Here is a 21751-nt window from a genome sequence, read left to right as displayed (position 1 = left end):
ACTTGGTCCAGTCGGACCAAGTGACCTGAGCGAGGGACCGGTCTTCGACGGGCCGGGTGTGCTGTGACCCAGCACCCCGAACGGGTCCGCCCCACCTCGTGTCTCGTACGAACAGTTCCGCCGAACAGGGTGGCCGGCCGGATCAGGTGGCCGATGTCCCCGTCCGCGCTTCCTCCTCCTGCCACGAGTCCACCAGCGTCAGCGCCTCCTCGAGGGTCTCCGACACCGACACCGTGAGGCTGACTCCGGTGAGGTCGAGAATGCGCCGCACGGCGGGAGTCGGCGCGATGACGTGCACGCTGCCCGATACCTTCCGCGCCTCCTGGTAACTCCGCAGCAGCACGTTCATGCCGGAGGAGTCCATGAACGGGACCCCCGAGAGGTCGATCAGGAAGCGGCGGCGTCCGTGGTGGAACTGGTTCGCCAGGTGATGCTGCAACTCCGTGGCCGTGTCGATGTCCAGCGAACCCTCGACGGTCAGGAGTACGGCGTCTTCACGGGGCAGCGTCACATCGATGGACAGCGGTTCCAGCTCTGCGGACACGGTTACCTCCTACGTAAGAACATGGGTATAGGAGGCCTGGCTACCCCGGATGTTCGATTCGACGCACCTCGAACCCCGATCGTCGCAAAGATCGGGGTTCGCGGCGGTCGTCGTCGCCGAGTCAGTGACGTCCGCGCAGCTTGCCGAAGAGTCGCTGCGCCTGGGCCCGACGCCGGGGATCCGCCGCGGCACGCCGAATCTCCTCGGCCGTACGCCGTCCCTGGGGGCTCCTGGCGAACTCCTTGAGACGCTGCACCATTCCTGGCATGGCATTCCTTCCGGTGCGGGGGTCGGCTTCTGCAGGGCCCGCTTACCCCGTCATCGCCGTGTCAGGCCGGGCGATGTCTGCGCGGCCCTGTCCTTCGAACGGCTGAACTACCTTGTCGGATCCCGCTCGTTCTCCTCCTGTGAGCATCGTCGAGGCGGAGATGAGGAATCGATGAGCCGACACCGCAAGGGCCGTAGGCACCGCAAGGTGAACATGACGCCGCGCCCGGTCGGACCGAGGAGATCACCGCGCGCAGTGCAGGAGCAGGCCGTCGCCCGGAACGCCGGGGCGACGCGGACCAGTGCTCCGATCCCCGGGCAGGACAGCACCGGTGAGAGGGCCGGGGTCGTGTCGAGGAAGGTCAGCGAGAGCGGCCTGAGCCGGCACGCCGTGCGGACCTGGGAGCGGCTGGCCGAAGCCGGTACGGGCGGAGCCGAGGTCGGTGAGCTGAGTGCGACCGTCGGCTTCCAGCGCTCGACCGTGCTCGGCCATCTGAAGGGTCTGGCCGAACTCGGACTGGCCGAGGGCGACGAGAGCGTGTGGCGGGCGACCGGCCCGGTGGAGGCCACGGTGACGCGTGACGGCGTACGGGCTTCCGTCGGGGCCGCTTCCTAGAGCGGCTGCCTGAGAGGGGCGCTCCCCCGGGATTTCCGCCCGGGGGAGCGCCCCTTGCCATGTCGAGCGGTTTCAGCCGTCGAGCCCTTGAGACGGCTGCAACGCCGAGTCGTCGAATCGCTCAGCCGGTGTCGTGCCGGCCGGGCGTACCGGTCCGTCCGTCGAGGGCCGTCCGCGTGCCACCCGTGGGAAGTGCGCCGGCCCGGGCGGGCTGCCTGCGCCGGGCCAGGGACTCCTGCGCGGCCTCGCGGGGGTGGCGCCGCTGCCAGTACGGGTTGTCGTGCGGCAGTTTGCTCGACACCCGCCCGTACATGCCGAACGTCAGGATCACCAGCCCCATCACGAAGCTGAAGATGACGTTGGTCATGCCGAAGCCGAGGACGTTGGCCGGTCGGTCGAGGATGAAGATGTGCGCGAACCCGCTGAGCAGGAACAGCGTGCCGACCACCATGTTGAGGCCGGAGGCGACGTTCCCGCCGATGAAGCCGCCGGCGATCAGGGCGACGCCGACCAGGACGGAGATCAGACTGAGGGCGCCGTTGCTGGACAGGCCCGCGACGGTGTTCCCGTCCGTGGTGAACGGGCTGAGTTCGTCGGCGAAGCCGAGACTGCCGAAGACGAGCAGCACCACACCGCAGAAGGCCGCACCCCAGCGGTACACGGCACCGAGCTGGTGGTCGACCGGCAGTTCGTCCTGGAGCTTCATGGCTCTTCCCTTCGCGTGCCGGGAGAGGGCACACACGTGATGCCCGTTACCTGATGTTCTGCCCCCTTATTCCGATGGAGGCGGCCGCCCGGTTGCACCGGAGGCGCGGGAAGACCGGGAACGCGTGATCAGCCGGCGGGCTGCCCCTCGGCGCCGAGGTGGCCGTCCACCGCCTCCGGCATCCGCCGGACCACCTCGTCCCCCAGCCGCTCGAACTCCTTGCGGAGGAACGGGGACGCCAGCCGGGCCACTCCACGGAACTCGATCCGGGCCCGGTAGGTGAGCCGGGTCCCTCCGTCCTCCTCGTGGAAGGTCATGTCGTCCGTGGAGGTCGCCGTCCGGTTCCGCCCGACGAAGGTCAGCCGCCGGTCCTCGAAACGGATCAGACGGTAGAGGAGTTCGGTGCGCCGCCCCCGGAACTCCGAGACGTTCTGCCACTCGGATCCCTTGGCGACCGGGACACCGGCCCGGGCCGGACGACAGCTCACCGTTCCCGGGTCCCACTCCTGCGTGTGCGCGAAGTCCGCCAGGTACGCCACCACGTCGGGCAGGGGGTGCTGCAGCGTGAGCGTGCGCTCGACCTCGATCATCGGAACTCCCTTACGCGGCCGTCGGAGGGCATGGTGTACGGAATGCGGCGGGTCCTCCTGTCTTCGGGCCGGGGACACGCGACGGATGCAGCGGAATCGGCACCCGACAGAGTGTCGAGTCGCATCCTCTGGGCATCCGGTCTCCACCACTTCGACACAGGGAGACCTCATGCTCGGCATCGTTGCCGCTGTACTGTTTTTCATTTCGTTCCTCATCAACGCGGCGGACATATCGACGAACGACGTGTTCACCTCGACGAACGTCATGCTCATCGGTCTCGCCCTCCTCGCCCTGCACGTCGCCGGCGTGGGCAGCGGCTGGGCCACCCGCAGCCGCCGCCGGTGACCCCCTCGGCCGGGGTCCCGTCGGCGCCGACGCGACGGAACCCCGGCCCGGGTGTCCCCTGTTCGTGTGACTTCGCGCGAGTGACTTGCAGTGGCTGGACCGGCCGCGAGATGGTTGCCGGACGGAAACAATCTGTCGTCCGGAAAGGTGGTGGGCCCGCAGACGCGAGCCCTTGCTTGTGGACACTTCCCAGCAGCCTCCTGCCAGCCCGCACGGCGTCGGCCTCGGCGCCACATGGGGTTCCGCCCCCTACCCCGTGGTGGTCGCGGACCCGTCCGGCACGGTGATCGACCTGAACGTCGCGGCGGCGGCCCTCTTCCCGGGTGCCGTCACCGGAGCGCCGCTGCGGGACGTCGTCCCCGAATGGATGGCCGACGCGCACACGCGGCTGCGGACGAACGTCCCCGGGCCCCGGCGTGCCGGTCCCGCTCCGCCCGCGAGCGGCCGTGTCGGCGACCGGACGTTCGAGGCGCACCCCACCTGTACCGAGGACGCCGACGTCATGTGGTGGCTGGTCGACGACACCGACCGGCGCCTCGCCGAGGACGCCCTCAAGAGCGAGCGCGAGCGCACCGCCTTCCTGGCCGGCGCCTCCAGCGCCCTCCTCTCGTCGCTGAACTTCGAGCGGTGCATGGAGGTCACGGCCCGTCTGGCCGCGGAACACCTCGCCGACGCCGCCGTGATCGTCGCCCCGCCGCGCGGCCGCAAGGTGTCTCTCACCTTCTGCGGTCCGGACGGCGCCCCGGAGCACCGCACCGTGCTGGAGGACGTCGGCCAACTGCCCGGGCTCAGTGACGCCCTGCGGGGATTCCCGCCCGTGCCCTCCCGCTGGATCGACCCGGCCGGCGTCCCCGGATGGATCGTCCCCGACGGCTTCACCGAACCCGTCGGCTCCGCCGTCGTGACACCCCTGCCCGGTCACGGCGCACCGGCGGGCGCGCTGATCCTGCTCCGCTCCAGCCACCATGCCGCGTTCACGGAGAGCGAGGAGATCTTCGCCCGCCTGTTCGCCTCGCGTGCGGGCGCAGCCATGTCGGCGGCTCGTATGTACGCCGAGCAGGCGGCCATCACCACGACCCTCATGCGCGAACTGCTGCCGCCCCAGCTGCACGGCGTGCACGGTGTCGAGTTCGCCGGGAAGTACCGTCCCGCGGGTCAGACCGAGCGCGTCGGCGGCGACTTCTACGACGTCCACCCCGGTACCGACGAGGGACAGGAGTCCCTCGTCGTCCTCGGCGACGTGTGCGGCAAGGGACTCGAAGCCGCCGTACTGACGGGCAAGATCCGCAACACCGTGCAGGCACTCCTGCCGCTGGCCGCGGACCACCAGCGTCTGCTCGGTCTGCTCAACGGCGCGTTGCTGAACTCCCACCACACCCGCTTCGCCACCCTCGCCATCGCCTCCGTGGTCCGCCGCGGCGGTATGGTCCACCTGCGCGTCACCAGCGCGGGCCATCCGCCGCCGCTGATCGTGCGCGCCGACGGCCTGGTCGAACAGGCGAGGACCCGGGGGACACTGGTCGGCGCGTTCTGGGAGATCAGCTCCACCACCGCATACGTCGAACTGGCGCCGGGTGAGACCTGCCTGTTCTTCACGGACGGCATCACCGAGGCGAGGGGCGGACCGTTGGGAGACGAACTCTTCGGCGTCCAGCGGCTGGAGACCGCGCTCACGCAGTGCGCGGGCATGCCGGCCGAGGCCGTGGTCGAGCACGTCCAGTTGCTCGCCGCGCAGTGGGTCGGCCGCGGACTCCACGACGACATGGCGACCGTCGCGGTCACCGCCCCCCACCACGCGCACCTGAGTGCGGTGAACGGCCACACCAGGGGCAGGTACACCGCGTGACCCGAAGAACGCCGGCCCTCACGATCCCCGCCCCCGGAAAGCCCGCATGACGACTTCGCATCCACCGTCCTTCACGCTCATCGTCGAGGCCGAGACCACCGATCTGGTGGTCCGCGTCGGCGGAGATCTCGACCACGAGACCTGCGACGAGCTGATGAGCACCGTCGACCAGAACCTCACCGTCCGGCGCACCGCCGAGGGACGGCTCCTCGACCTGCACCTCGTCTTCGCCGGACTCCGCGGGATCGACTCCATGGGACTGTCCGCCCTGCTGATGATCCGGCGTCGCACCGACGCTGCCCGCGTGCGCCTCCACCTGGACGAGCGCCCTCCGCACCTGGAACGGCTGCTGCAGATCACGGGGACCCTCGACTACCTCACGGCACCCTGCGACGCCCGGAACGGCGAGCAACACCCCGGAACCGGCTGACGGTCGTGGCGCCGCTGCCGAGTCATGGTCGCATCCGACTCCGACGGGCCCGATTCGCAAAGAAATTCCACCGAATGCAGACCGGATAGCAGGGTATTTGCAGCTCAGAGGGCGGCACGGAGGCGGATTCCCGCCTTCTGGCCAGCTCCCTGCCGCGTACGCGACATGAACGCGTCGACGGCAGGGCGGACCGGCGAGCTGAAGGAGGACGACATGACCGTCGACAGAATCTGGTCGTACGCACCGGAGTTCAACCACCCCGAGGTGCACGAACTGGCCGGCTACAGCGTCGAGGCCACCGACGGGACCATAGGGCATGTGGACCGCCAGGTGGACGACTCCGGGATGCGGCACCTCGTCGTCGACACCGGGGTGTGGGTGTTCGGGAAGAGCGTGCTGGTCCCCGTGGGCGTGGTCGACGGCATCGACACCGAGACGCAGAAGATCACCGTGGCGTGCAGCCGCGAGGAGATCAAGTCGGCGCCCGTGTTCAAGACCGACCGGGAGACACTCGACCCGACGTATCTCTCCAGTGTCGGGAGCTACTACCGGAGTCTGCCGCCGAGGCAGCCCGCGTGAGTCGCCGTCAGGCGTCTGCCGGGGGTGCGGGGTCCGGGGCCGTGCATCCACAAGCGGCCCCCGTGCCGAAGGGCACGGGGGACACGTGCGGATCGTGACGTCCGGCCTGAGGGGTGCCCTTGCAGGAGCAGACGAGAAAGAGTGTTCAGATGCCCGACGGGTTGGAGGCCACCGTGACGCACGGGGCGGCCCAAGACGCCTTCGTCGTGCGGGTGGGCGGCGACATCGACCACGAGACCGCTTGCCAACTCGAAGAGGCGCTCGACCTCGCGGAGCGTGTCGGTTCGGCCCGCACGGTGGTCGACCTCTCGGAGACGTCCTTCGCGGACTCATCGATCCTGCACGTCCTCCTCGAAGCGCAGCGCGCCCACCGGGCCTGTGGCACGCTCATGGTGGTCTGCGGGCCGTTCAGTGACATCGTTCGGAGGCTGTTCGACGTGACAGGGACCGAGGGCTTCTTCGTCCTCGCCGACAGTGTCCAGGAAGCGCTGGAACTCCCGGTCACGGCGAGCGAGCGATGACCCCGGCCAACCGCCCTCCCGCGGCCGACGGGAGCGCGGGAGCAGATGGTTCGGGGGAGTCCGACCGCAGGGAGTCCGGCACGACGAACCCGACCGAGGCCCCGCAGCTCGTCACTCTCGCCGAGCCGAGCGCCCCTCCTCCCACGGCCGAACGCGCCGTCACCAGCGCCGCGACCGCCCGTCGCCATGTCCAGACGGTCCTGCGCGAGCACCGAGGAGCCCCGGCCGGCGGGGTGAACCAGGAAGCGGTCATCGACCTGCTGCTCGTCGTCTCGGAACTGGTCACGAACGCGATCCGGCACGGCGACGGGCTCGCCGGATTCGAGGCGGCCCTCACCGACGGCGGCGTACGGCTGGAGGTACGTGACCGCAGCGACGTCGTCCCCATCCACGCCTACGGCACCGGCGAGGTCCCGCAGCACCGTCAGCCGAACGGGTACGGATGGCCTTTGATCATCCGGCTCTCCCGCGACATCACCATCGAGCCGTGTCCGGGCGGCGGGAAGTCGATCCGGGTGTTCGTCCCTCTGGGCTGAACCGATCCTGCCCCCTGTCCTGGAGCCGCGGCCACCGTGCCGCGGCTTCGATGCGTTCGGGCCCGGTACGCCGGTACGCCGGTACGCCGGTACGCCGGTGCGTCAGCGGCGCGTCATCCCGGGCGGGTTGGGAGCCGTGCCGGGAAGGGAGGCGTCGGACCGGACCCCCAAGTGGGGTGTGTGGGGGGCCTTGTCCGAAGCTGCTCGCGTTCCGGATTGGTCCGGGAATGAATTTCCTTCGAATCGGTGATTGCGCGAACTCCGACCAATCCAGAACCGCACCTGCGCCGGATTCCCCGTGTGAGTCGAGAAACGAGGAGTTCGACAACCGCCCCCGGGCGGGCGGCAGGTGCCTCTCCGAGGACCGCCCTTTCGTTCTCCACGGTATTTCCGCTCGAAAACCACGGCATTTGCCGGCCAGCGCCGCGAATGCTGCTTCGTTCCGACAGGAGAACCTCATGAGCATGCGTATCCGTCACGTCGCGGTGGCCTTCGCCACTGCCGCTGTACTGCCGATCGCCCTGACGGCCTGTTCCAGCGACAGCAAGGACAGCGACGCGTCGAGTTCGGCGAAGGCGTCGGCCTCCGCGCCGGCCTCGGACGACGCTTCCGCCGGTTCCTCGGGCATGGCGGGCAGCTCGGACGAGCCCTTCGGCCCGGGCTGCGCCTCGGTCCCGAAGAACGGCGCGGGATCCTTCGACGGCATGGCCAAGGACCCGGTGGCGACGGCGGCGTCGAACAACCCGGCGCTGTCGACTCTGGTGACGGCCGTGAAGAAGGCCGGCCTGGTGGACACGCTGAACAACGCGGAGAACATCACCGTGTTCGCGCCGACGAACGACGCGTTCGCGAAGATTCCGAAGGCGACCCTCGACAAGGTTCTGGCCGACAAGGCCCAGCTGACGAAGATTCTTACGTACCACGTCGTGGGCCAGAAGCTGGCGCCGAAGGACCTGGAGAAGGGCTCCTACGACACGCTGGAGAAGAGCAAGCTGACGACCAGCGGTTCGGGGGAGTCGTACACCGTGAACGACTCCGCCAAGGTGGTGTGCGGCAATGTGAAGACCGCCAACGCCAACGTGTACATCATCGACACGGTCCTGATGCCCAAGAGCTGACGCCGCGTATCGCCGGCCCCGCGGGAGACGGCCGCGGGGCCGCCAGGGGTTTCCTGTGGCGGGCAGGAAAGGGGAGTGACCGGGACACGCGTCCGTTCCGGTCACTCCCTGCCTCCATGTCCCCATGTCCCTGTCTCTCTCTTTCTCCCTGTCCCCATGCTGCGTGTCCGCGGGCCCTCGCACATGCCGGGACGCGACAGGCTCCCACCGCTACACGAGTCCGGTGACGGTGACCCGGACCGAAGCCTTGCTGTCCGGGAGCAGCGTCGCCAGTGACTCCTCCAGCGCCTCGCGCGTGGCGCGGGCGACGTCCACGGTGCGGCGCTCCTTGCGCGCCACGATCCGCACGTCCACCTCCCACGGCTCCGACCCGTCGCGGCGTGTCACCCGGATCCCCGCCGTGTGCGCGCCGGACCGGCCGGCCCCCGCACCCGTGCGCAGCAGCTCGCTGAAGCCCGGCTTCAGGAAGGCGACCCCCGACACATCGAGGACCGTCCGGGCCAGCGCCTCCGTCAACGTGTCGTGCACCGCGTACCGCGTCATCGGTCCTGGCCTTCCTCGAACTCGGCCACAGGGCCGGTCAGATCGGTGATGCGGATGTCCACGGCCGTCACGTCCATCCCCAGGCGGTCGCGCGCCGCGTCGAGCACCTGCTCCCGTACCCGTTCGGCGAGGTGTTCCAGCGCGGCACCCACGGGGGCGACGATGTCCAGCCGCACGCCCACCCCGGCGGAACCGCCCGGCGCCGACGGTGCGTGCGGGACGATCCGGCACGAGCCCGCGCGGACCCCTGCGACACTCTCCCCGGCGGTGCGCAGCGTGCGGGCCGCGACCGCTTCCATGATCCAGAGGTCCTCGGCGGGGTCACCCAGCGGGAGGGGCCTGCCGGGCCGCAGTTCGACCCGGACGACGTCCATCACCCGCCGTGTCAGCGGCGTGACGTCGTACGAGTCGACGGTGTCCGTCTCGTCGCGGAGGCTGCCGACGAGGGACTCCAGCCGGGTCCACTCGTCGCGGGCCCGCCCGCAGTGCGGGCACCGCTGCCCGTGATCGTCGTCACGGGTGGGGTCCTCCGCGATCTCCCAGACCTCGGAGAGCGGACGTCCGCAGGGCAGCAGTTCGCCGTCCTCGTCGGGCCTGAGCCGGCGGTCCGGCGGACCGGAGTGGTGGGTCATCGCCAAGCCCCCATCGCTTGTGTCAGTCGGTGTCGTGCGCGGAAGACACGGGCGCGGACCGCCTGTTGGCTGATCCCGACAGTGTCCGCGATGAACTCGTAGGAGCGGCCGTCCAGTTCGCGCAGCACCCAGCAGATGCGCTGCTCCGCCGACAGGTCGGCGAGCGCGGTCTGCAACGCGCCCAGCGCCGCCCGCGACTCCGCCAGCCGCGCCGGAGAGGCGACGTGCTCGGGAGCGGCGACCTCCGCGACCGTGTCGAGGCCGCTCTCCTGCCGCCGGGCGCGCAGCACGTTGAGGCAGCGGTGGGTGACGATCCGGTACATCCAGGTGCCGAAGGAGGACCGGCCCTGGAACTCGGGCAGCCTGCGCCACGCGCTCACGAAGGCGTCCTGCACGGCGTCCTCGGCCTCCGAACGGCTGCCCAGCAGCCGCGCCGCCAGCCCCACCAGCCGCGGGGCATGGCGTCGCACGAGCGACTCGAATGCCTCCTCGTCGCCCTCGGCCGCCCGCGTGGCCAGCAACGCGTCGTCGGTCGCGACGCCCTCCTGCTGGGTGATCTGTCTCTGGGCCCCCGGCACTCGGTGGCTCCTCTCGCTCGCCTCTGCGGGTTGGACACGCCTGCGCGGTTCCCTGTTACGCACCCGTGGCGCCCGCGGATGCACCCGTTCCGTCCTCCTCTCCGGCGACGGAGGACGTACTCCGGAAAAAAGAACGTGGTCGGGCCGCGTAACAGAACGGCCCGGTGCGGGTCTGTCGTGGAGAAGGCAGTTCACACCGAGTGAAGTGGGAGATCGTCATGACTACCCAGCAGACGGCACCGGAGTCCCGCCGCGAGACCGTCCCCTCCCGCCCCGAACCGACGCCGTCGGCGCGCGTGGCAGGCGGCGCCGGGGCCACCGGGTCGACCACGCTGAGCGGTGGCCTGTCCGGCGCGGGCGCGCCGGCCGACAGCCGGGGCAAGACGTCCATCGCCGACGTCGTCGTCGTGAAGATCGCCGGAATCGCCGCGCGTGAGATCCCCGGTGTGTACGACATGGGCGGCGGCTTGTCCCGCACGATCGGCGCGGTGCGCGACCGTGTGCCCGGCGGACGCCCGAACGTGGGCCGCGGGGTGAAGGTCGAGGTCGGCGAGCGGCAGACCGCGATCGACCTCGACCTGGTGGTCGAGTACGGGGTGCCCATCACCGACGTCGCGCGGGACGTGCGCGAGAACGTCGTCTCCGCGGTGGAGCGCATCACCGGCCTGGAGGTCGTGGAGGTGAACGTCACGGTCAACGACGTGCATCTTCCGGAGGACGACGGTGAGGAGGCGTACGGGGACTCGCGCGTGGAATGAGAGCCCCGATCGGCCCTGAACAAACCCGCGGCCGAGGACGCCGGCCCGACCGGCGGTGAGAGGTGAGGAATGAGCAGAGCAATCGTCGGCATGTTCGTGGGGATGGCCCTGGCGTTCGCCGGCTACTTCGGCGGGTTCGGCGCGTTCCTGCTGGTGGCGGCACTCGGCGCGGTCGGATACGGCGTGGGCCGCTATCTGGAGGGCGGGGTCCGTCGTGAGGACCTCCGGGACCTCTTCGAGCGGAGGAACCGATGACGGACGCGGCGGTGCGCGGCACCACCACCGTCTCGGAGAAGGCCGTACGCAAGATCGCCGAGCGCGCGGCCGCCGAGGCACTCCCGGGCTCCTCGCGTCCATCGGCCCGCGGTTCCGCGTCCGTACGGGGCCGGCGGGCCGTGGTGTCCCTCGGTGTCACCCTCCCTTATCCGGCGCCGCTCGCGGCCACCGCCGAGCGCGTCGAGCGGCATGTGACGGACCGGACCGGCCGGCTCACCGGCCTGCATCTCGAGCCCGCGCGGGTCACCGTGACCGGACTCATCGGTCCGGCCCGTCCGTCCGCAGCCACGCTCGCGAAGCCCCTCGCCTCCGGGCGCGCACCCCGGCGTCCCTGGTCGGCACGGCGCGTCCCCGCCGTCGGACTCGCTCTCGCGGCGGCCCTCGCCTGCGGAGCGGTCGCCTTCGACGTGCTGCGGGTCCGTCTCGCCGGGCATCCGGCGGCCGCCTGGCGGACAGAACTGCTGGACACGCTGGAGCGGCGCGGTCCCGCGGACCTGCCGGTCGCCTTCGGGATCGTCCTCGCGGCCGTCGGCCTCTGGCTGTGCGTACTCGCTCTGACCCCGGGCCGACGAGGCCTGTTGGCCGCCGCCCCGACCGGCCTGAACGCCGCGGTGGACCGCACGGCGGTGGCCTCGGTGATCCGCGACGCCGTCGCGGACGTGCCGGGGACCGGGCAGGTCCGGGTGCGCGTCGGCCGCAGGCGCGCCCGCGTCCGGGCCGCGCTGGCCTTCGGCGAGCGGGACGCCGCAGCTGAGGCAGCCGTGGCCGCGGCCCACCGGGCCATGGACGCCTGCGCGTTGCGCAGGGCTCCGCGGCTGCGCGTCACGGTGCGGCCGACTCCCACCTGGCAGCCGCCCGCCTCCGAGCCCGGGTCGCCGGAATCCCGACCGACGCGACCCGGGACGGGTGAACCCGGACCGCTGGAACCCCGCTCCCCGGAGCCCATGACCGTGGAGCCCGCGCTTGCGGGACCGCGTTCCGTGGAACATCCCCCAGCGGAGCCGCGGTTCGCCGGGCCTCGGTCGGCGGACCCGCCGGCCCGTGCCGAGACCGCTCGGCCCGCCGGAAGCGAGGCGTGATGGAACAGCCGTCCGGCACGGTCAACCGTGCCGCACTGGCCGCGGCGGGACTCGTCCTGCTGTCGGCCGGCATCTGGTCGGCGACCGCGGGCGCGTCCGTGGCGGACCGGATGCCGGGATGGTGGCCGAGGGCCGACGCCGACACCGTGTGGGTCTCCGCCGGTCAGGTGGCCGAACTGCGTGACCACGCATGGTGGGTTCCCGCCGTCGTCGCCGTGACGACCCTCGCCACTCTCCTCTGCCTCCTGTGGGCGGCGAGCCGGTTCAGGGGCGGGACCCGCCCGCGCCTGACCCTCACCACCCGGGGCGCCGTCCTGCGCACCCGGGCGCTCGCCGACACGCTCACCCTGCGTACGTCCGCCGTCCCCGGCGTCGCCCACAGCCGCGTCACCGTCCGCGCCCGCCGCGGACGGCTGTACGTTCGCACTCACGTCCGGCTCGCCCCGGACGCCGCACCGAACGGAGTTCTCTTGACCCTGGCCGCGCTCATGGAGGAAGCACGGGCCGCGGCCGCACCGTGCCGGGTCCTCACCCACGTACGGATCAGCAGTCGTTCCCACCGGACCGCGCATGTCCGCTGAGTCAGGGCCCGACAGTGCCATCGACACGGTGCGGCCCGCCCAGCTGCGACGTCCGCGTCCCGGCCTGTGGTGGCCGGCGCTGCGCCGCACCCCGGTGTCGATGTGGAACGACGACATCTCCGACTGGGCCGCCGCGCTGACGTACTACGCGATCCTGGCCGTCCTGCCGGCGATGCTCGTCATGGTCGTCGCCTTCGGGCTGTTCAGTCCGGACACCGCGGAACAGTTCATCGCCCACGTCACGGCGTACGCCCCCGCCCAGTCGGGGGCGGAACTGCACCAGGCCCTGGGGGAGATGCTGCGGCAGCGGTCCGCGGCCTGGACCCTGCTCGTCGCGGGGGCGACCAGCGCGCTCTGGTCGGCCTCCAGCTATCTCGCCGTTTTCCGCCGTGCCCTGCACCGGATGCACGACGTGGCGGACCGCCGGTCGGTCTGGCGCACCGCGCACCGCCTCGTACTGACCGCGCTGGCGCTGCTCGGACTGCTCGTCGTGAGCGCCCTCGTGCTGCTGCTGACGGGCCCCGTGGCCGAGGCCACGGGCCGGGTGTTCGGCCTCGACGGCCAGGTGGCCGTGGCGTGGGGTGTGCTCCGCTGGCCCCTGTTGCTGTGCCTGGTCGCCCTGTTGGTCGTGGTCGTGTTCCACACGGGCCCGGCGGTCGCCCGCCGACGCCGCTACAGCCTGCCCGGCGGCGTCCTGGCGGCGTTCCTCTGGCTGGTCGTCTCCGCCGGATTCGCCGTGTACGCCTCCATGTTCGGCACCTACAGCAGGCTCTACGGCTCGCTCGCGGGGCTCGTCGTCTTCCTGGTCTGGCTGTGGCTGTCCAACCTCGCGCTGCTCGCGGGCGCGCAGTTCGCGGCCGAACTGAGCGAGGCCGCGACGGCCGACCAGAAGGCAACAGTTTGAGATTCGGAGGTTTGTGGCGGCCCGTTCGGCGCACACGGACTGAGGACATCACATCCTGTACGGACGGTGGAGGAACTGTGGGCATCATCGCTTGGATTCTGATCGGGTTGCTTGCCGGTGCCATCGCCAAGCTGCTCCTGCCGGGCAAGGACCCGGGCGGCATCATCATCACCATGCTGATCGGCATCGCCGGTGGCCTGCTGGGCGGCTGGCTGGGCAAGGTCATCTTCAACGTCGACTCGGTCGACGGCTTCTTCGAGGTGTCGACGTGGATCGCCGCCATCGTCGGATCGCTGATCCTGCTGATTCTGTACCGGGTGCTGACGGGCAACCGTCGTTCGCACCGACACGCCTGAGGAGTCCGTACTCCCGCAGCGCACCGATGACTCACGGCTCGGGGCCGGCACCGGAAACTTCCGGATGCCGGCCCCGAGCCGTTCGTCGTGCACCGGCAGTCCGCCCGGCCCGGCTCCCGCCGCGCCGTGCATCCGCGGTCTGGGTGATCCCTGAAGTCCTCGTGAACGCCGGCCGGACAGGGTGAGCGCGGCGTCCCGCCTCGGACAGGAGTGGTCATGGCACCGCACGGACACCGGAGCCCCGAATCGGTGTGGGACTATCCGCGTCCCCCGGCGACGGAACAGGACGAACGCCTGGTCGTCGTCGAGTGGGCCGGAGTGCGGATCGCGGAGACCACCCGAGCCATCCGGGTACTGGAGACCAGCCACCCTCCGGTCTTCTACCTGCCGCCGGACGACGTGCGCACCGACCTGCTCCGCCCCACCACGGAACGCAGTTGGTGCGAGTGGAAGGGGCCCGCCGTCTACTGGGACCTGGCCGTCGACACCCACGCCGGCCCGAGCGCCGCGTGGAGCTACCCCGAGCCGGTGCAGGCGTACGCCTCTCTCGCCGGGCACTTCGCCTTCTACCCCACGCGCGTCGACCGGTGCACGGTCGACGGCGAGCCGGTCACGGCTCAGGAGGGCGACTTCTACGGCGGATGGATCACCGCGGAGATCCGCGGACCGTTCAAGGGCGGTCCGGGTACGCGGGGTTGGTGAGCCCCCGAGGACGCCGGCCCCGGAGGCGAAGGCGCCCTCCCCGTCCGGCGGCCGTCCTGCGATGATCGTCGGACACCGTGTGCCCCGTCCGGACACCGGCCCCGGCCCGATCGAGCGAGGCCCCGGGTCCGGCCGGCGCGGGGCGCGACGCCGCCCGTGAGGAGCCCGAGTGACCTTCGACGTCGGCGCACTGCGCGCCGAGATCCCCGCCCTGCAGTCCGGTGTCGCCCACTTCGACGGCCCGGGCGGAACGCAGACCCCCGCCCGGGTCGCCCGGGCCATCGCCGACGCGCTCACGGGCCCGCTCTCGATCAGGGGACAGCTGACGCCGGGAGAGGCGAACGCTGAGACCTGCGTGCGCGCGTTCCGGGAGGCGATGGCCGACCTGGTGGGTGGCGATCCCTCCGGCGTCGTCTTCGGCCGCAGCGCCACCCAGCTCACGTACGACTTCGCGCACACCCTGGCGAAGGACTGGGAGCCCGGTGACGAGGTCGTGGTCAGCCGGCTCGACCACGACGCGAACATCCGGCCCTGGATCCAGGCGGCGACGATCGCCGGAGCGGTGGTGCGCTGGGCGGACTTCGATCCGGCGACGGGTGAGCTCCCGCCCGCGGCCGTGGGCGAGCTGCTGACCGACCGCACCCGGCTCGTCGCCGTGACGGCCGCGTCCAACCTGATCGGTACGGTCCCCGACATCGCCGCGATCGCCGAGCTCGTCCACCGCCACCCGCGGGCCCTGCTCCATGTGGACGGAGTGCACTACGCCGCCCACGCGTTCGTGGACCTCGAACGACTCGGCGCGGACCTCTTCGTCTGCTCGCCGTACAAGTTCCTCGGCCCGCACCACGGTGTCCTGGTCGCTTCCCCGGACCTGCTGGAGGGACTGCGGCCGGACAAGCTGCTGCCGTCCACCGACGCCGTGCCCGAGCGCTTCGAACTCGGCACGCTGCCCTACGAGGTGCTGGCCGGCACCACCGCGGCCGTCGACCTCCTCGCCGGCCTCGCACCGGAGGCGACGGGCGGACGCAGGGAGCGGCTCCGGTCCGCGTTCGCGGCCGTCGAGCGCCACGAAGAGGCACTGCGCGCGGAGGTGGAGGCGGGGCTGGACGCGCTTCCCGGCGTGATCCGCCATTCCCGGGCCGCCGACCGCACGCCCACGCTGCTGCTGACGTTCGAGGGCCGGGACACGGCCGACGCCTACCGGTTCCTGGCGGACCGGGGCGTGCACGCGCCCGCGGGTTCGTTCTACGCGCTGGAGGCGTCCCGGCACCTCGGGCTCGGCGACACGGGCGGACTGCGCGTCGGCCTGTCGCCGTACAACGACAAGGACGACGTGGCACGGCTGTTGGAGGGTCTGGCCGCGTTCCTGCGGTCGTAGCGGAACGAGGGGCGAGAGGGGCAAGAGGGACGAGGAGGGTGAGGCGGAGGGGCGGAGACAGCCGCGCGGTCCGCCGCTGGTCCCCCGGGCGGTCAGTTCTCCGGGGTGCCGATCAGGCGCAGCGCGTCGGCCAGGTGGCGGGGGCGGAGAAGGCCCGGCCCCGACTGTCTGCCCCAACCGGGTCCGCTCAACAGGACCTGGCTCTGCGTCCGTGCGCCTCGTACGCCCCAGCGGGTGGCGGCGATGTGACGGGCCAGCGGCAGGTTGGCCGTGTCCGACGACTGCGACCACAGGACCACCGCCGAGGGGCCGACGCGGTGGAACGCCGTCATGAGCGCCTCCGGCGGCACCGCGCCGCCGAGCATGAGGACCGGGACCCCGCGTTCCGCCAGTGCCGCGTTCAGCGCCTCCAGTGGCAGGGTGTGCGGCTCGCCGGGAAGGCAGGCGAGCAGGACGGGCGAGGTGACGTCGTCCCGTCCGTGGTCCGCCGCGGCCACGTAGACGTGCCGCAGGGTGGCGGAGACGTGCCAGGACAGGAGGTGTTCGACCTCGACGTACCGGTCGCCCGACGACTCCCACTTGCGGCCCACCGCGCGCAGCGTGGGCACCATGACCTCCTCCCACGCCTTGGCCAGGCCGTGTACCCGCACCGCCGCCGTCAACTGCTCCTGGATGGCGGAGGCGTCCAGGCGTACGGCGGCCCGCGCGAGCCCCCGGCACTCCTGACGTACGTCGCCGAGCGGGAGCCCGGAGGGCGACCGCGAGGCCTTGGGCCGCTCCCGCGAGGGCGTCGCCGGCGACCGTTCCGGGAAGCGGACGTCGGCCGGTCGGCGCGCGAGCGTGAGAGGGGAGCCGGGACCTCCGCCCCGGGCCGTCTCCTTCGCGGTGCGCGCGGCCTCGGCGGGGGGCAGGCCGACCGCTGTCAGCCGGCACATCTCCTGGACCATGGCGACGTCGTCGGGGGACCAGCGGCGATGCCGTCCGTCGGGGCGTACCGCGGGGCCCAGTCCGTACCGGCGGTCCCAGGACCGCAGTGTCGTCGGCGACACCCCGAGCTTCCTGGCCAGGAAGCCGGTGGTCACTCCCGCGTCGGCGCCCTCGACGCTCTCGGTGTCCGCGTCCGGGCGGGCGCTCAGCTCCATACGCCGGCCCCCCGAGACATGGTGGGTTCGACGGGCGCGCATCGGCCGACGGGTGCGGCCCGGTTCGGGGCGGCGGTCTCCGGCGCACGGCGGCAGAAGGTCATGACAGGGGCTCGCCTCGCTTCCGAAGCCGTCCGGGACCGGCTGGTCCGCCGGGCTCACCCCTCCTTCGGCCCGGGGACGCGGGACGGATGCAGAGACGGGGACCGGTGTGCGGGGAAGGAAGGTCCGACGGCCGATCGGCGGAAGAGGTGCGTGTCCTGCCCGGTGGGGATTCCGGGCACGCCTCCCGGTACGCCGACGGCGTGGCGCCCGTCCGGGTACGGCAGCACGTCCTCCCCGCGGAGCGCATGGCTCCGCGGGGAGGACACGTCTGCCGGGTCAGAGGCCGCTGATCCTGGCCACGAAGAAGGCGGCGACGACCAGCGAGCCGATCACGATCAGGCCGAGCCAGAAATAGGGGTGTTCCCAGATCCCGCCGTCCGGCCGCTCCTGGTGCGCTTCCGCGATGGAGCCCTCGCCGGGCGGGGTCTCTCCTGGTGGTACGAGTGGATGTGCCATCTCTCCACCGTCCGTCCGAACGGGTGAGGGCGCATCTTCGCGGCGACGGCGCTCCCCGCCTCGGGGCCGGCACCGGCCTCTGTCACGGGGGACCGGCGCCGATGCCGGTACGACGCTCAGGACCGCGCCCCCCGGCCTCAGGACCCCTGGCCGGGACTGTCGAGAAGGTGGCGAAGCACCGCTTCGGGGTCGGAGAGCGCCGAGCGCAGGAGTGCCTCCTCGTACCCGGCGTCGCCCAGCAGGGAACGGGCCGTGTCCTCGTAGCGTTCGCGGACGGGACCGAGTTCGGGTGTGCCGCGCTGGGGATGGCCCACCGCGCTCCAGTACGTCTCACCGGCGCCGAACGCGGCGACCGCCCGCTCTCCCGCGCCCTGCGCCGCCAGTGCGGAGGCCAGCAGGTCGAGGCCCAGAGCCAGGCCGAAGCTGTCCCCGATACGGCGCTTGCCGTCCAGCATCGACAGGGCGTGGGCGGAGGCGTCCTCGGCGCGGTCGGCGAAGAGGGAGATGAGCGCCAACTGGTAGTCGGCGTACGAGCGGGTCCACCACTCGCCGCGCTCCACGCAGCCGCGCCGCAGTTCCTCCGCCTCCCCGCGGGCGTCGTCGAGCAGTCCCTCGGCCGTCAGGGCGAAGACCCGCACCAGGTGGCACAGGAGGTGTCCCGCCGAGGTGAACGCGGTGCCGCCGGCGCCCCGCAGCGCGCCGTCCACGTGGTGTCTGGCCGTCATGGGCCGGCCTTCGAGGAGGTGGGCCAGGCCGAGCAGATACGTGGCGTGCAGCGTCCCCTCGACATCGTCCTGGAGGTCCGCCCGCCGTCGGCAGAACTCGGCGAGTTGGCGGGCCGGTTCGTGCTCGCCGCGCAGCACACGCGTCACGCCCAGCGCCCACAGGGCCCGCGTGCGTTCCGGGCCGGAGGCGTCGGACAGGGCCAGGGCGTCCTCCAGATAGGAGGAGGCCTCCCGCAGATGGCCGCAGCAGCTCCACGGGAAGCCGAGCAGTCCGATCAGGTCGAGGGCCGTGTCGGGCCGGTCGTCGAGGAGGTGGTCGAGCGCCGCGCACAGATCGGTGTGCGCGGCGTCGAGCCGGGCGTACCAGTGGGCCTGCCGTTCGCCCAGCCAGTTGTCGTGGGACGCGCGGGCCATCGCCAGGAAGTGGTCCGCGTGCCGCCGCGCCGACGCGGTGCTCTCACCGAGTTGTTCGAGCCACATCGTGCCGTACTCCCGGACGGTGTCGAGCATCCGGTGGGCGGCGCCGACGCGGGTCAGGACCGATTTCCTCACCAGGCCCTCGAGTGCTCGGTCGACGTCCTCCGCCGCGAGCGGGCCACCGGCGCACACGGTGCGCGCCGTGTCCGCGTCCACACCGTCCCGGAACACCGACATCCGCGCCCACAGCAGACGTTCGGCGGGTGTGCACAGCTCGTGGCTCCAGCCGATCGTGGTCCGCACCGCGCGGTGCCGTGGCGGTCCGGCGAGGACGGTGTCGGCCGCGATGTCCAGCCGCAGGCCGAGTTCCAGGTCGACCTCCGTGACCGTGCGCTGCGTCAGTTGGCCCGCGATCAGCTCCACCGCCAGGGGCATCCCTTCGAGCCGCTGACACAGCCGGGCCACGGTCACCATGTCCGCCGGGGCCGACACCGGGGTGCCCGCGGCCGCGGCCCGTCGGCAGAACATCTCGACGGCGTCCGTCGAGGGTGGCAACGGGTCGACGGCGACGAGGTGTTCACCGGGTACGCCGAGCGGCTCCCTGCTGGTCGCGAGGACGGTCAGCCGGGGACAGGAGAGCACCAGGCGGGCCACCATGCGGCGGCACGGTCCGACCAGGTGCTCGCAGGAGTCCAGCACGAGCAGGACGTCCTTGCCGGACAGCCAGTCGACCAGGGAGTCCATCGCCATGTTCGTGGTGTGGTCGGAGAAGTCCGCCGCGTCGGCCACGGTGGCGACGAGAAGCCGGTCGTCCTGCAGGGGCCAGAGGTCCGCCCAGGCCACTCCGCCCCCGCCGCTGCCGAGGTGCTGGTCCGCAGCGTGAAGGGCCAGACGGCTCTTGCCCACACCGCCGGCCCCAGTGAGGGTGACGACGCGGTGTTCGTGCAACGCCTTGGCGAGGTGGGCCAGTTCGTCCCCGCGTCCCACGAAGTCGGGTGGTACGGGCGGCAGGTTTCTCAACACGGGGACAGTCTTTCGGCCTTGGGCCCTCCACGGCGCGGACTTCGGCGACTCGGCCCCCGGGTTCGGTCCGGGAGGGCACGGTGCACCCGGGCGGGCGCGCGGTCGCGGTTCACCCGGCGGACGTCGGGGCAGGGGCCGTCGGGCGCGACGGCGCCATAGCCCAGCGGACCACCGAGGTGATGGCGCAGCCGAGCGGCCGGACGCACATGGTGTCGACCAACGGCAGCCGGGGCAGCCGCAGTTCGGTGGCGGCCCAGGAAGGCAGCAGAGACACCGCGTTCGCCGCGAGCACCCCGTACGGGAGGCGTACGGCCAGCGGCACCGGCGGGTTCAGCAGGAGGAACCGGGCGGCTTCCCGCGCCTCGGGGGTGGCACGCACCTCGTCGCGGTAGGAGTCCAGCCGCTCGGCGAGTTCGGCGCGGTTCGTCGGCGGGTCATCGACGCCCAGCGCGTCGGCGACGCGTGCGGTGTCGGCGACGTAGCCGTCGTATCCCTCCTCGGTCAACGGCCGCACGCCGTACCGCTGGTGCGCGCGCAGGAAGCTGTCGACCTCCGCGACGTGCACCCAGGCGAGCAGACGCGGATCCGACGCGTGGTAGGGCGTGCCCTCCGAGGTCGTCCCGCTGACCCGCTCGTGGACGGCTCGCACCCGGTCACAGGCCTCTTGGGCGCTCTCGGCGGTCCCGTACGTCGTCATCGCGAGGAAGGTGCTCGTGCGCTGGAGCCGTCCCCACGGGTCACCGCGGAATCCCGAGTGGGCGGACACGGCGGCCATGGCGAGCGGGTGGAGCGACTGGAGCAGCAGGGCGGAGAGCCCGCCGATGAACATGGACGCGTCCCCGTGCACCGTACGGATGGGCCGGTCCGGGCCGAACCAGCGGGGTCCGGGCGTGTCGTGGATGCGGGCGCGGTTCTTCGGCCCCTCGGGACCCGCGACGCGGGCGAAGAGCGCGCTGCCCAGCCGTTCCCGTACTCCGGCGGTGTCCGGTCCGGTGACTCTCATGGGACGGGCGGCCTCCCTCCGTGTCGTCCTCCGGGCGGCCCGCGTCGCACGGCGGACCGACCCCCGGTGAATTCGCCGGGGCGCGACCGGTCGGATGCAGCCCGTGAGGGCGGGTTCCGGCCCGTCACGCGAACCGGCCGAGGCACTCCCCAGCATGGCCGAATTCGCCGGGAAAGCCTAGATTGATGCCTACCTCTGCCGGGTCGGGCGGTGCCAGGAGCACCGCGGAGACGACCTGCCCGCGAGCGCGCGGCGACCGGTGGAGGACCGGATGAGTCATGAACTGGCGTGAATCGGCGGCCTGTCGCACCGAGGATCCGGAACTCTTCTTCCCCCTCGGCGAGGACGGCCCGTCCAGAGGACAGATCGAGCAGGCCCGCGCGGTCTGCCACCGCTGCCCGGTGCTGCACGCGTGCGCGAGCTGGGCCCTGCTGAACGCGGAGTACGACGGGGTGTGGGGCGGCATGACGGCGGCCGAGCGCCGCGCCCTCAGACTCCGGACGGCTGCGGGGCGTCACGGACCCTGACGGGCGCCGCGGCTCCGGGACGCTGCCCGCGGACGGCTCGCAAGCCCGCAGAGCGCGCCTCTCCGCCGCATCCGGGCGTCGATCACGGGCCGAATAGGCAGACGACGCGAACGGCCCGGAGAACCGGGCCGCAGGAGGTATGACATGCGGATCAGGGGCGCGTGGATGCTGGTGGCCGGTGCGACCGGAGTGCGGGGCGCCGCCGTGGCGTCGCGCCGGCACGCGCGGGGAGCCGCGGCGACCGTCGCCGACCGCGACCGCGCCGCACCGGCTCGTGTGGCGCAGGCCTGCGGCGACGGTCGTGCCCCCGTCTTCGACGTGGACGGCGTGGCGCGGTGCGCGGGCACGGTGACCTGGGCGGCCGACGAACTGGGCGGTCCCGACGCGGTCGTCGCCGCGCTCACGAGCGCCGCCCGGCCGGCGCGGCCGAGCGGCGGCGCGACCTCCGGCGTGGTCCGGTAGCAGGG

General features: G+C 72.1%; 29 protein-coding genes. 18 read left to right on the top strand and 11 right to left on the bottom strand.

Annotated elements, in window-relative coordinates; genetic code table 11:
• Positions 1–142 precede the first annotated feature (142 nt).
• A complete protein-coding gene (locus AB0C62_RS32865; RefSeq protein ID WP_362979437.1) occupies positions 143–544 on the bottom strand; it encodes an STAS domain-containing protein in 402 nt (133 codons plus the stop codon).
• A 121-nt stretch (positions 545–665) separates the two neighbouring features.
• A complete protein-coding gene (locus AB0C62_RS32860) occupies positions 666–812 on the bottom strand; it encodes a hypothetical protein (protein WP_266610552.1) in 147 nt (48 codons plus the stop codon).
• Positions 813–1067: 255 nt separating this feature from the next.
• Here AB0C62_RS32860 and AB0C62_RS32855 point away from each other — a divergent pair, with 255 nt between their 5' ends.
• Positions 1068–1427, top strand: a complete 360-nt coding sequence (locus tag AB0C62_RS32855) for a hypothetical protein (protein WP_362979435.1) — start codon at positions 1068–1070, stop codon at positions 1425–1427.
• 121 nt (positions 1428–1548) lie between these two features.
• On the opposite strand, the gene AB0C62_RS32850 is transcribed toward AB0C62_RS32855, so the two are convergent.
• Both AB0C62_RS32850 and AB0C62_RS32845 read right to left on the bottom strand, forming a co-directional pair.
• On the bottom strand, positions 1549–2133 hold the full coding sequence (locus tag AB0C62_RS32850) for a DUF4383 domain-containing protein (protein ID WP_362979433.1): 585 nt from the start codon (positions 2131–2133) through the stop codon (positions 1549–1551).
• Between the two features lie 128 nt (positions 2134–2261).
• On the bottom strand, positions 2262–2723 hold the full coding sequence (locus AB0C62_RS32845) for an SRPBCC family protein (RefSeq protein WP_362979431.1): 462 nt from the start codon (positions 2721–2723) through the stop codon (positions 2262–2264).
• Positions 2724–2892: 169 nt separating this feature from the next.
• On the opposite strand from AB0C62_RS32845, the gene AB0C62_RS32840 reads away from it, so the two are divergent.
• The 7 genes from AB0C62_RS32840 (at position 2893) to AB0C62_RS32810 (ending at position 8099) form a co-directional block, all read left to right on the top strand.
• On the top strand, positions 2893–3069 hold the full coding sequence (locus AB0C62_RS32840) for a hypothetical protein (protein ID WP_203659033.1): 177 nt from the start codon (positions 2893–2895) through the stop codon (positions 3067–3069).
• Between the two features lie 178 nt (positions 3070–3247).
• Positions 3248–4915, top strand: a complete 1668-nt coding sequence (locus AB0C62_RS32835) for a GAF domain-containing SpoIIE family protein phosphatase (RefSeq protein WP_362979429.1) — start codon at positions 3248–3250, stop codon at positions 4913–4915.
• 46 nt (positions 4916–4961) lie between these two features.
• Positions 4962–5345, top strand: a complete 384-nt coding sequence (locus tag AB0C62_RS32830) for an STAS domain-containing protein (RefSeq protein WP_362979427.1) — start codon at positions 4962–4964, stop codon at positions 5343–5345.
• Between the two features lie 213 nt (positions 5346–5558).
• A complete protein-coding gene (locus AB0C62_RS32825) occupies positions 5559–5924 on the top strand; it encodes a PRC-barrel domain-containing protein (protein ID WP_362979425.1) in 366 nt (121 codons plus the stop codon).
• A 149-nt stretch (positions 5925–6073) separates the two neighbouring features.
• Positions 6074–6445, top strand: a complete 372-nt coding sequence (locus tag AB0C62_RS32820; protein ID WP_362979423.1) for an STAS domain-containing protein — start codon at positions 6074–6076, stop codon at positions 6443–6445.
• Positions 6442–6981 (top strand): ATP-binding protein, encoded by a 540-nt coding sequence (locus AB0C62_RS32815; RefSeq protein ID WP_362979421.1) that lies wholly within the window; start codon positions 6442–6444, stop codon positions 6979–6981. Before AB0C62_RS32820 ends, AB0C62_RS32815 begins: the two co-directional genes overlap by 4 nt.
• A 458-nt stretch (positions 6982–7439) precedes the next feature.
• Entirely contained in the window at positions 7440–8099 is a 660-nt protein-coding gene (locus AB0C62_RS32810; RefSeq protein ID WP_362979419.1) for a fasciclin domain-containing protein, read from the top strand.
• A 210-nt stretch (positions 8100–8309) separates the two neighbouring features.
• Here AB0C62_RS32810 and AB0C62_RS32805 read toward each other — a convergent pair whose 3' ends face one another.
• From AB0C62_RS32805 to AB0C62_RS32795, 3 genes are read right to left on the bottom strand one after another with little or no spacing between them, the layout of a single operon-like run.
• Entirely contained in the window at positions 8310–8642 is a 333-nt protein-coding gene (locus tag AB0C62_RS32805; protein ID WP_362979417.1) for a hypothetical protein, read from the bottom strand.
• Positions 8639–9274, bottom strand: coding sequence for an Asp23/Gls24 family envelope stress response protein (locus AB0C62_RS32800; RefSeq protein ID WP_362979415.1), 636 nt, complete (start codon positions 9272–9274; stop codon positions 8639–8641). Before AB0C62_RS32800 ends, AB0C62_RS32805 begins: the two co-directional genes overlap by 4 nt.
• The gene (locus AB0C62_RS32795; protein WP_362979413.1) at positions 9271–9852 is read right to left on the bottom strand and encodes an RNA polymerase sigma factor; all 582 of its coding nucleotides are present in this window, start codon (positions 9850–9852) and stop codon (positions 9271–9273) included. The genes AB0C62_RS32800 and AB0C62_RS32795 overlap by 4 nt, the downstream gene beginning before the upstream one ends.
• A gap of 218 nt (positions 9853–10070) precedes the next feature.
• On the opposite strand from AB0C62_RS32795, the gene AB0C62_RS32790 reads away from it, so the two are divergent.
• The 8 genes from AB0C62_RS32790 to AB0C62_RS32755 all read left to right on the top strand — a co-directional run bounded on the left by AB0C62_RS32790 (position 10071) and on the right by AB0C62_RS32755 (position 15886).
• The gene (locus tag AB0C62_RS32790; RefSeq protein WP_362979411.1) at positions 10071–10610 is read left to right on the top strand and encodes an Asp23/Gls24 family envelope stress response protein; all 540 of its coding nucleotides are present in this window, start codon (positions 10071–10073) and stop codon (positions 10608–10610) included.
• 69 nt (positions 10611–10679) lie between these two features.
• Positions 10680–10865 carry a hypothetical protein gene (locus AB0C62_RS32785; protein ID WP_362979409.1) on the top strand — a complete coding sequence of 62 codons (186 nt, stop codon included), beginning with the start codon at positions 10680–10682 and terminating at the stop codon, positions 10863–10865.
• Positions 10862–11965 (top strand): DUF6286 domain-containing protein, encoded by a 1104-nt coding sequence (locus tag AB0C62_RS32780; protein WP_362979407.1) that lies wholly within the window; start codon positions 10862–10864, stop codon positions 11963–11965. The genes AB0C62_RS32785 and AB0C62_RS32780 overlap by 4 nt, the downstream gene beginning before the upstream one ends.
• Positions 11965–12546 (top strand): hypothetical protein, encoded by a 582-nt coding sequence (locus AB0C62_RS32775; protein ID WP_362979405.1) that lies wholly within the window; start codon positions 11965–11967, stop codon positions 12544–12546. Before AB0C62_RS32780 ends, AB0C62_RS32775 begins: the two co-directional genes overlap by 1 nt.
• Entirely contained in the window at positions 12536–13450 is a 915-nt protein-coding gene (locus AB0C62_RS32770) for a YihY/virulence factor BrkB family protein (RefSeq protein WP_362979403.1), read from the top strand. The genes AB0C62_RS32775 and AB0C62_RS32770 overlap by 11 nt, the downstream gene beginning before the upstream one ends.
• Before the next feature lie 77 nt (positions 13451–13527).
• Positions 13528–13806, top strand: coding sequence for a GlsB/YeaQ/YmgE family stress response membrane protein (locus AB0C62_RS32765; RefSeq protein WP_081222608.1), 279 nt, complete (start codon positions 13528–13530; stop codon positions 13804–13806).
• A gap of 216 nt (positions 13807–14022) precedes the next feature.
• Entirely contained in the window at positions 14023–14508 is a 486-nt protein-coding gene (locus tag AB0C62_RS32760; protein WP_362979401.1) for a DUF427 domain-containing protein, read from the top strand.
• 169 nt (positions 14509–14677) lie between these two features.
• Positions 14678–15886 carry a cysteine desulfurase-like protein gene (locus AB0C62_RS32755; RefSeq protein ID WP_362979399.1) on the top strand — a complete coding sequence of 403 codons (1209 nt, stop codon included), beginning with the start codon at positions 14678–14680 and terminating at the stop codon, positions 15884–15886.
• A 92-nt stretch (positions 15887–15978) separates the two neighbouring features.
• On the opposite strand, the gene AB0C62_RS32750 is transcribed toward AB0C62_RS32755, so the two are convergent.
• From AB0C62_RS32750 to AB0C62_RS32735, 4 genes are all read right to left on the bottom strand, one after another.
• Positions 15979–17028 (bottom strand): MerR family transcriptional regulator, encoded by a 1050-nt coding sequence (locus AB0C62_RS32750; RefSeq protein ID WP_362979397.1) that lies wholly within the window; start codon positions 17026–17028, stop codon positions 15979–15981.
• A gap of 381 nt (positions 17029–17409) precedes the next feature.
• Positions 17410–17709 carry a DUF6480 family protein gene (locus AB0C62_RS32745; protein ID WP_362979447.1) on the bottom strand — a complete coding sequence of 100 codons (300 nt, stop codon included), beginning with the start codon at positions 17707–17709 and terminating at the stop codon, positions 17410–17412.
• Positions 17710–17726: 17 nt separating this feature from the next.
• Entirely contained in the window at positions 17727–19754 is a 2028-nt protein-coding gene (locus tag AB0C62_RS32740) for a regulator (protein WP_362979395.1), read from the bottom strand.
• 109 nt (positions 19755–19863) lie between these two features.
• Positions 19864–20757: an oxygenase MpaB family protein gene (locus tag AB0C62_RS32735; RefSeq protein WP_362979393.1), complete on the bottom strand. Its 894-nt coding sequence runs from the start codon at positions 20755–20757 to the stop codon at positions 19864–19866.
• A 278-nt stretch (positions 20758–21035) separates the two neighbouring features.
• Here AB0C62_RS32735 and AB0C62_RS32730 point away from each other — a divergent pair, with 278 nt between their 5' ends.
• Together AB0C62_RS32730 and AB0C62_RS32725 are read left to right on the top strand one after the other, a co-directional pair.
• On the top strand, positions 21036–21284 hold the full coding sequence (locus AB0C62_RS32730; protein WP_362979391.1) for a WhiB family transcriptional regulator: 249 nt from the start codon (positions 21036–21038) through the stop codon (positions 21282–21284).
• A gap of 144 nt (positions 21285–21428) precedes the next feature.
• Positions 21429–21746 (top strand): hypothetical protein, encoded by a 318-nt coding sequence (locus tag AB0C62_RS32725; RefSeq protein WP_362979389.1) that lies wholly within the window; start codon positions 21429–21431, stop codon positions 21744–21746.
• The last annotated feature ends 5 nt before the right edge of the window (positions 21747–21751 follow it).

This window comes from Streptomyces sp. NPDC048643, assembly GCF_040650615.1.
Classification (GTDB): domain Bacteria; phylum Actinomycetota; class Actinomycetes; order Streptomycetales; family Streptomycetaceae; genus Streptomyces.
Note: the sequence above shows the minus strand (reverse complement) of the source record. Positions and strands in the feature narration are given on the sequence as shown.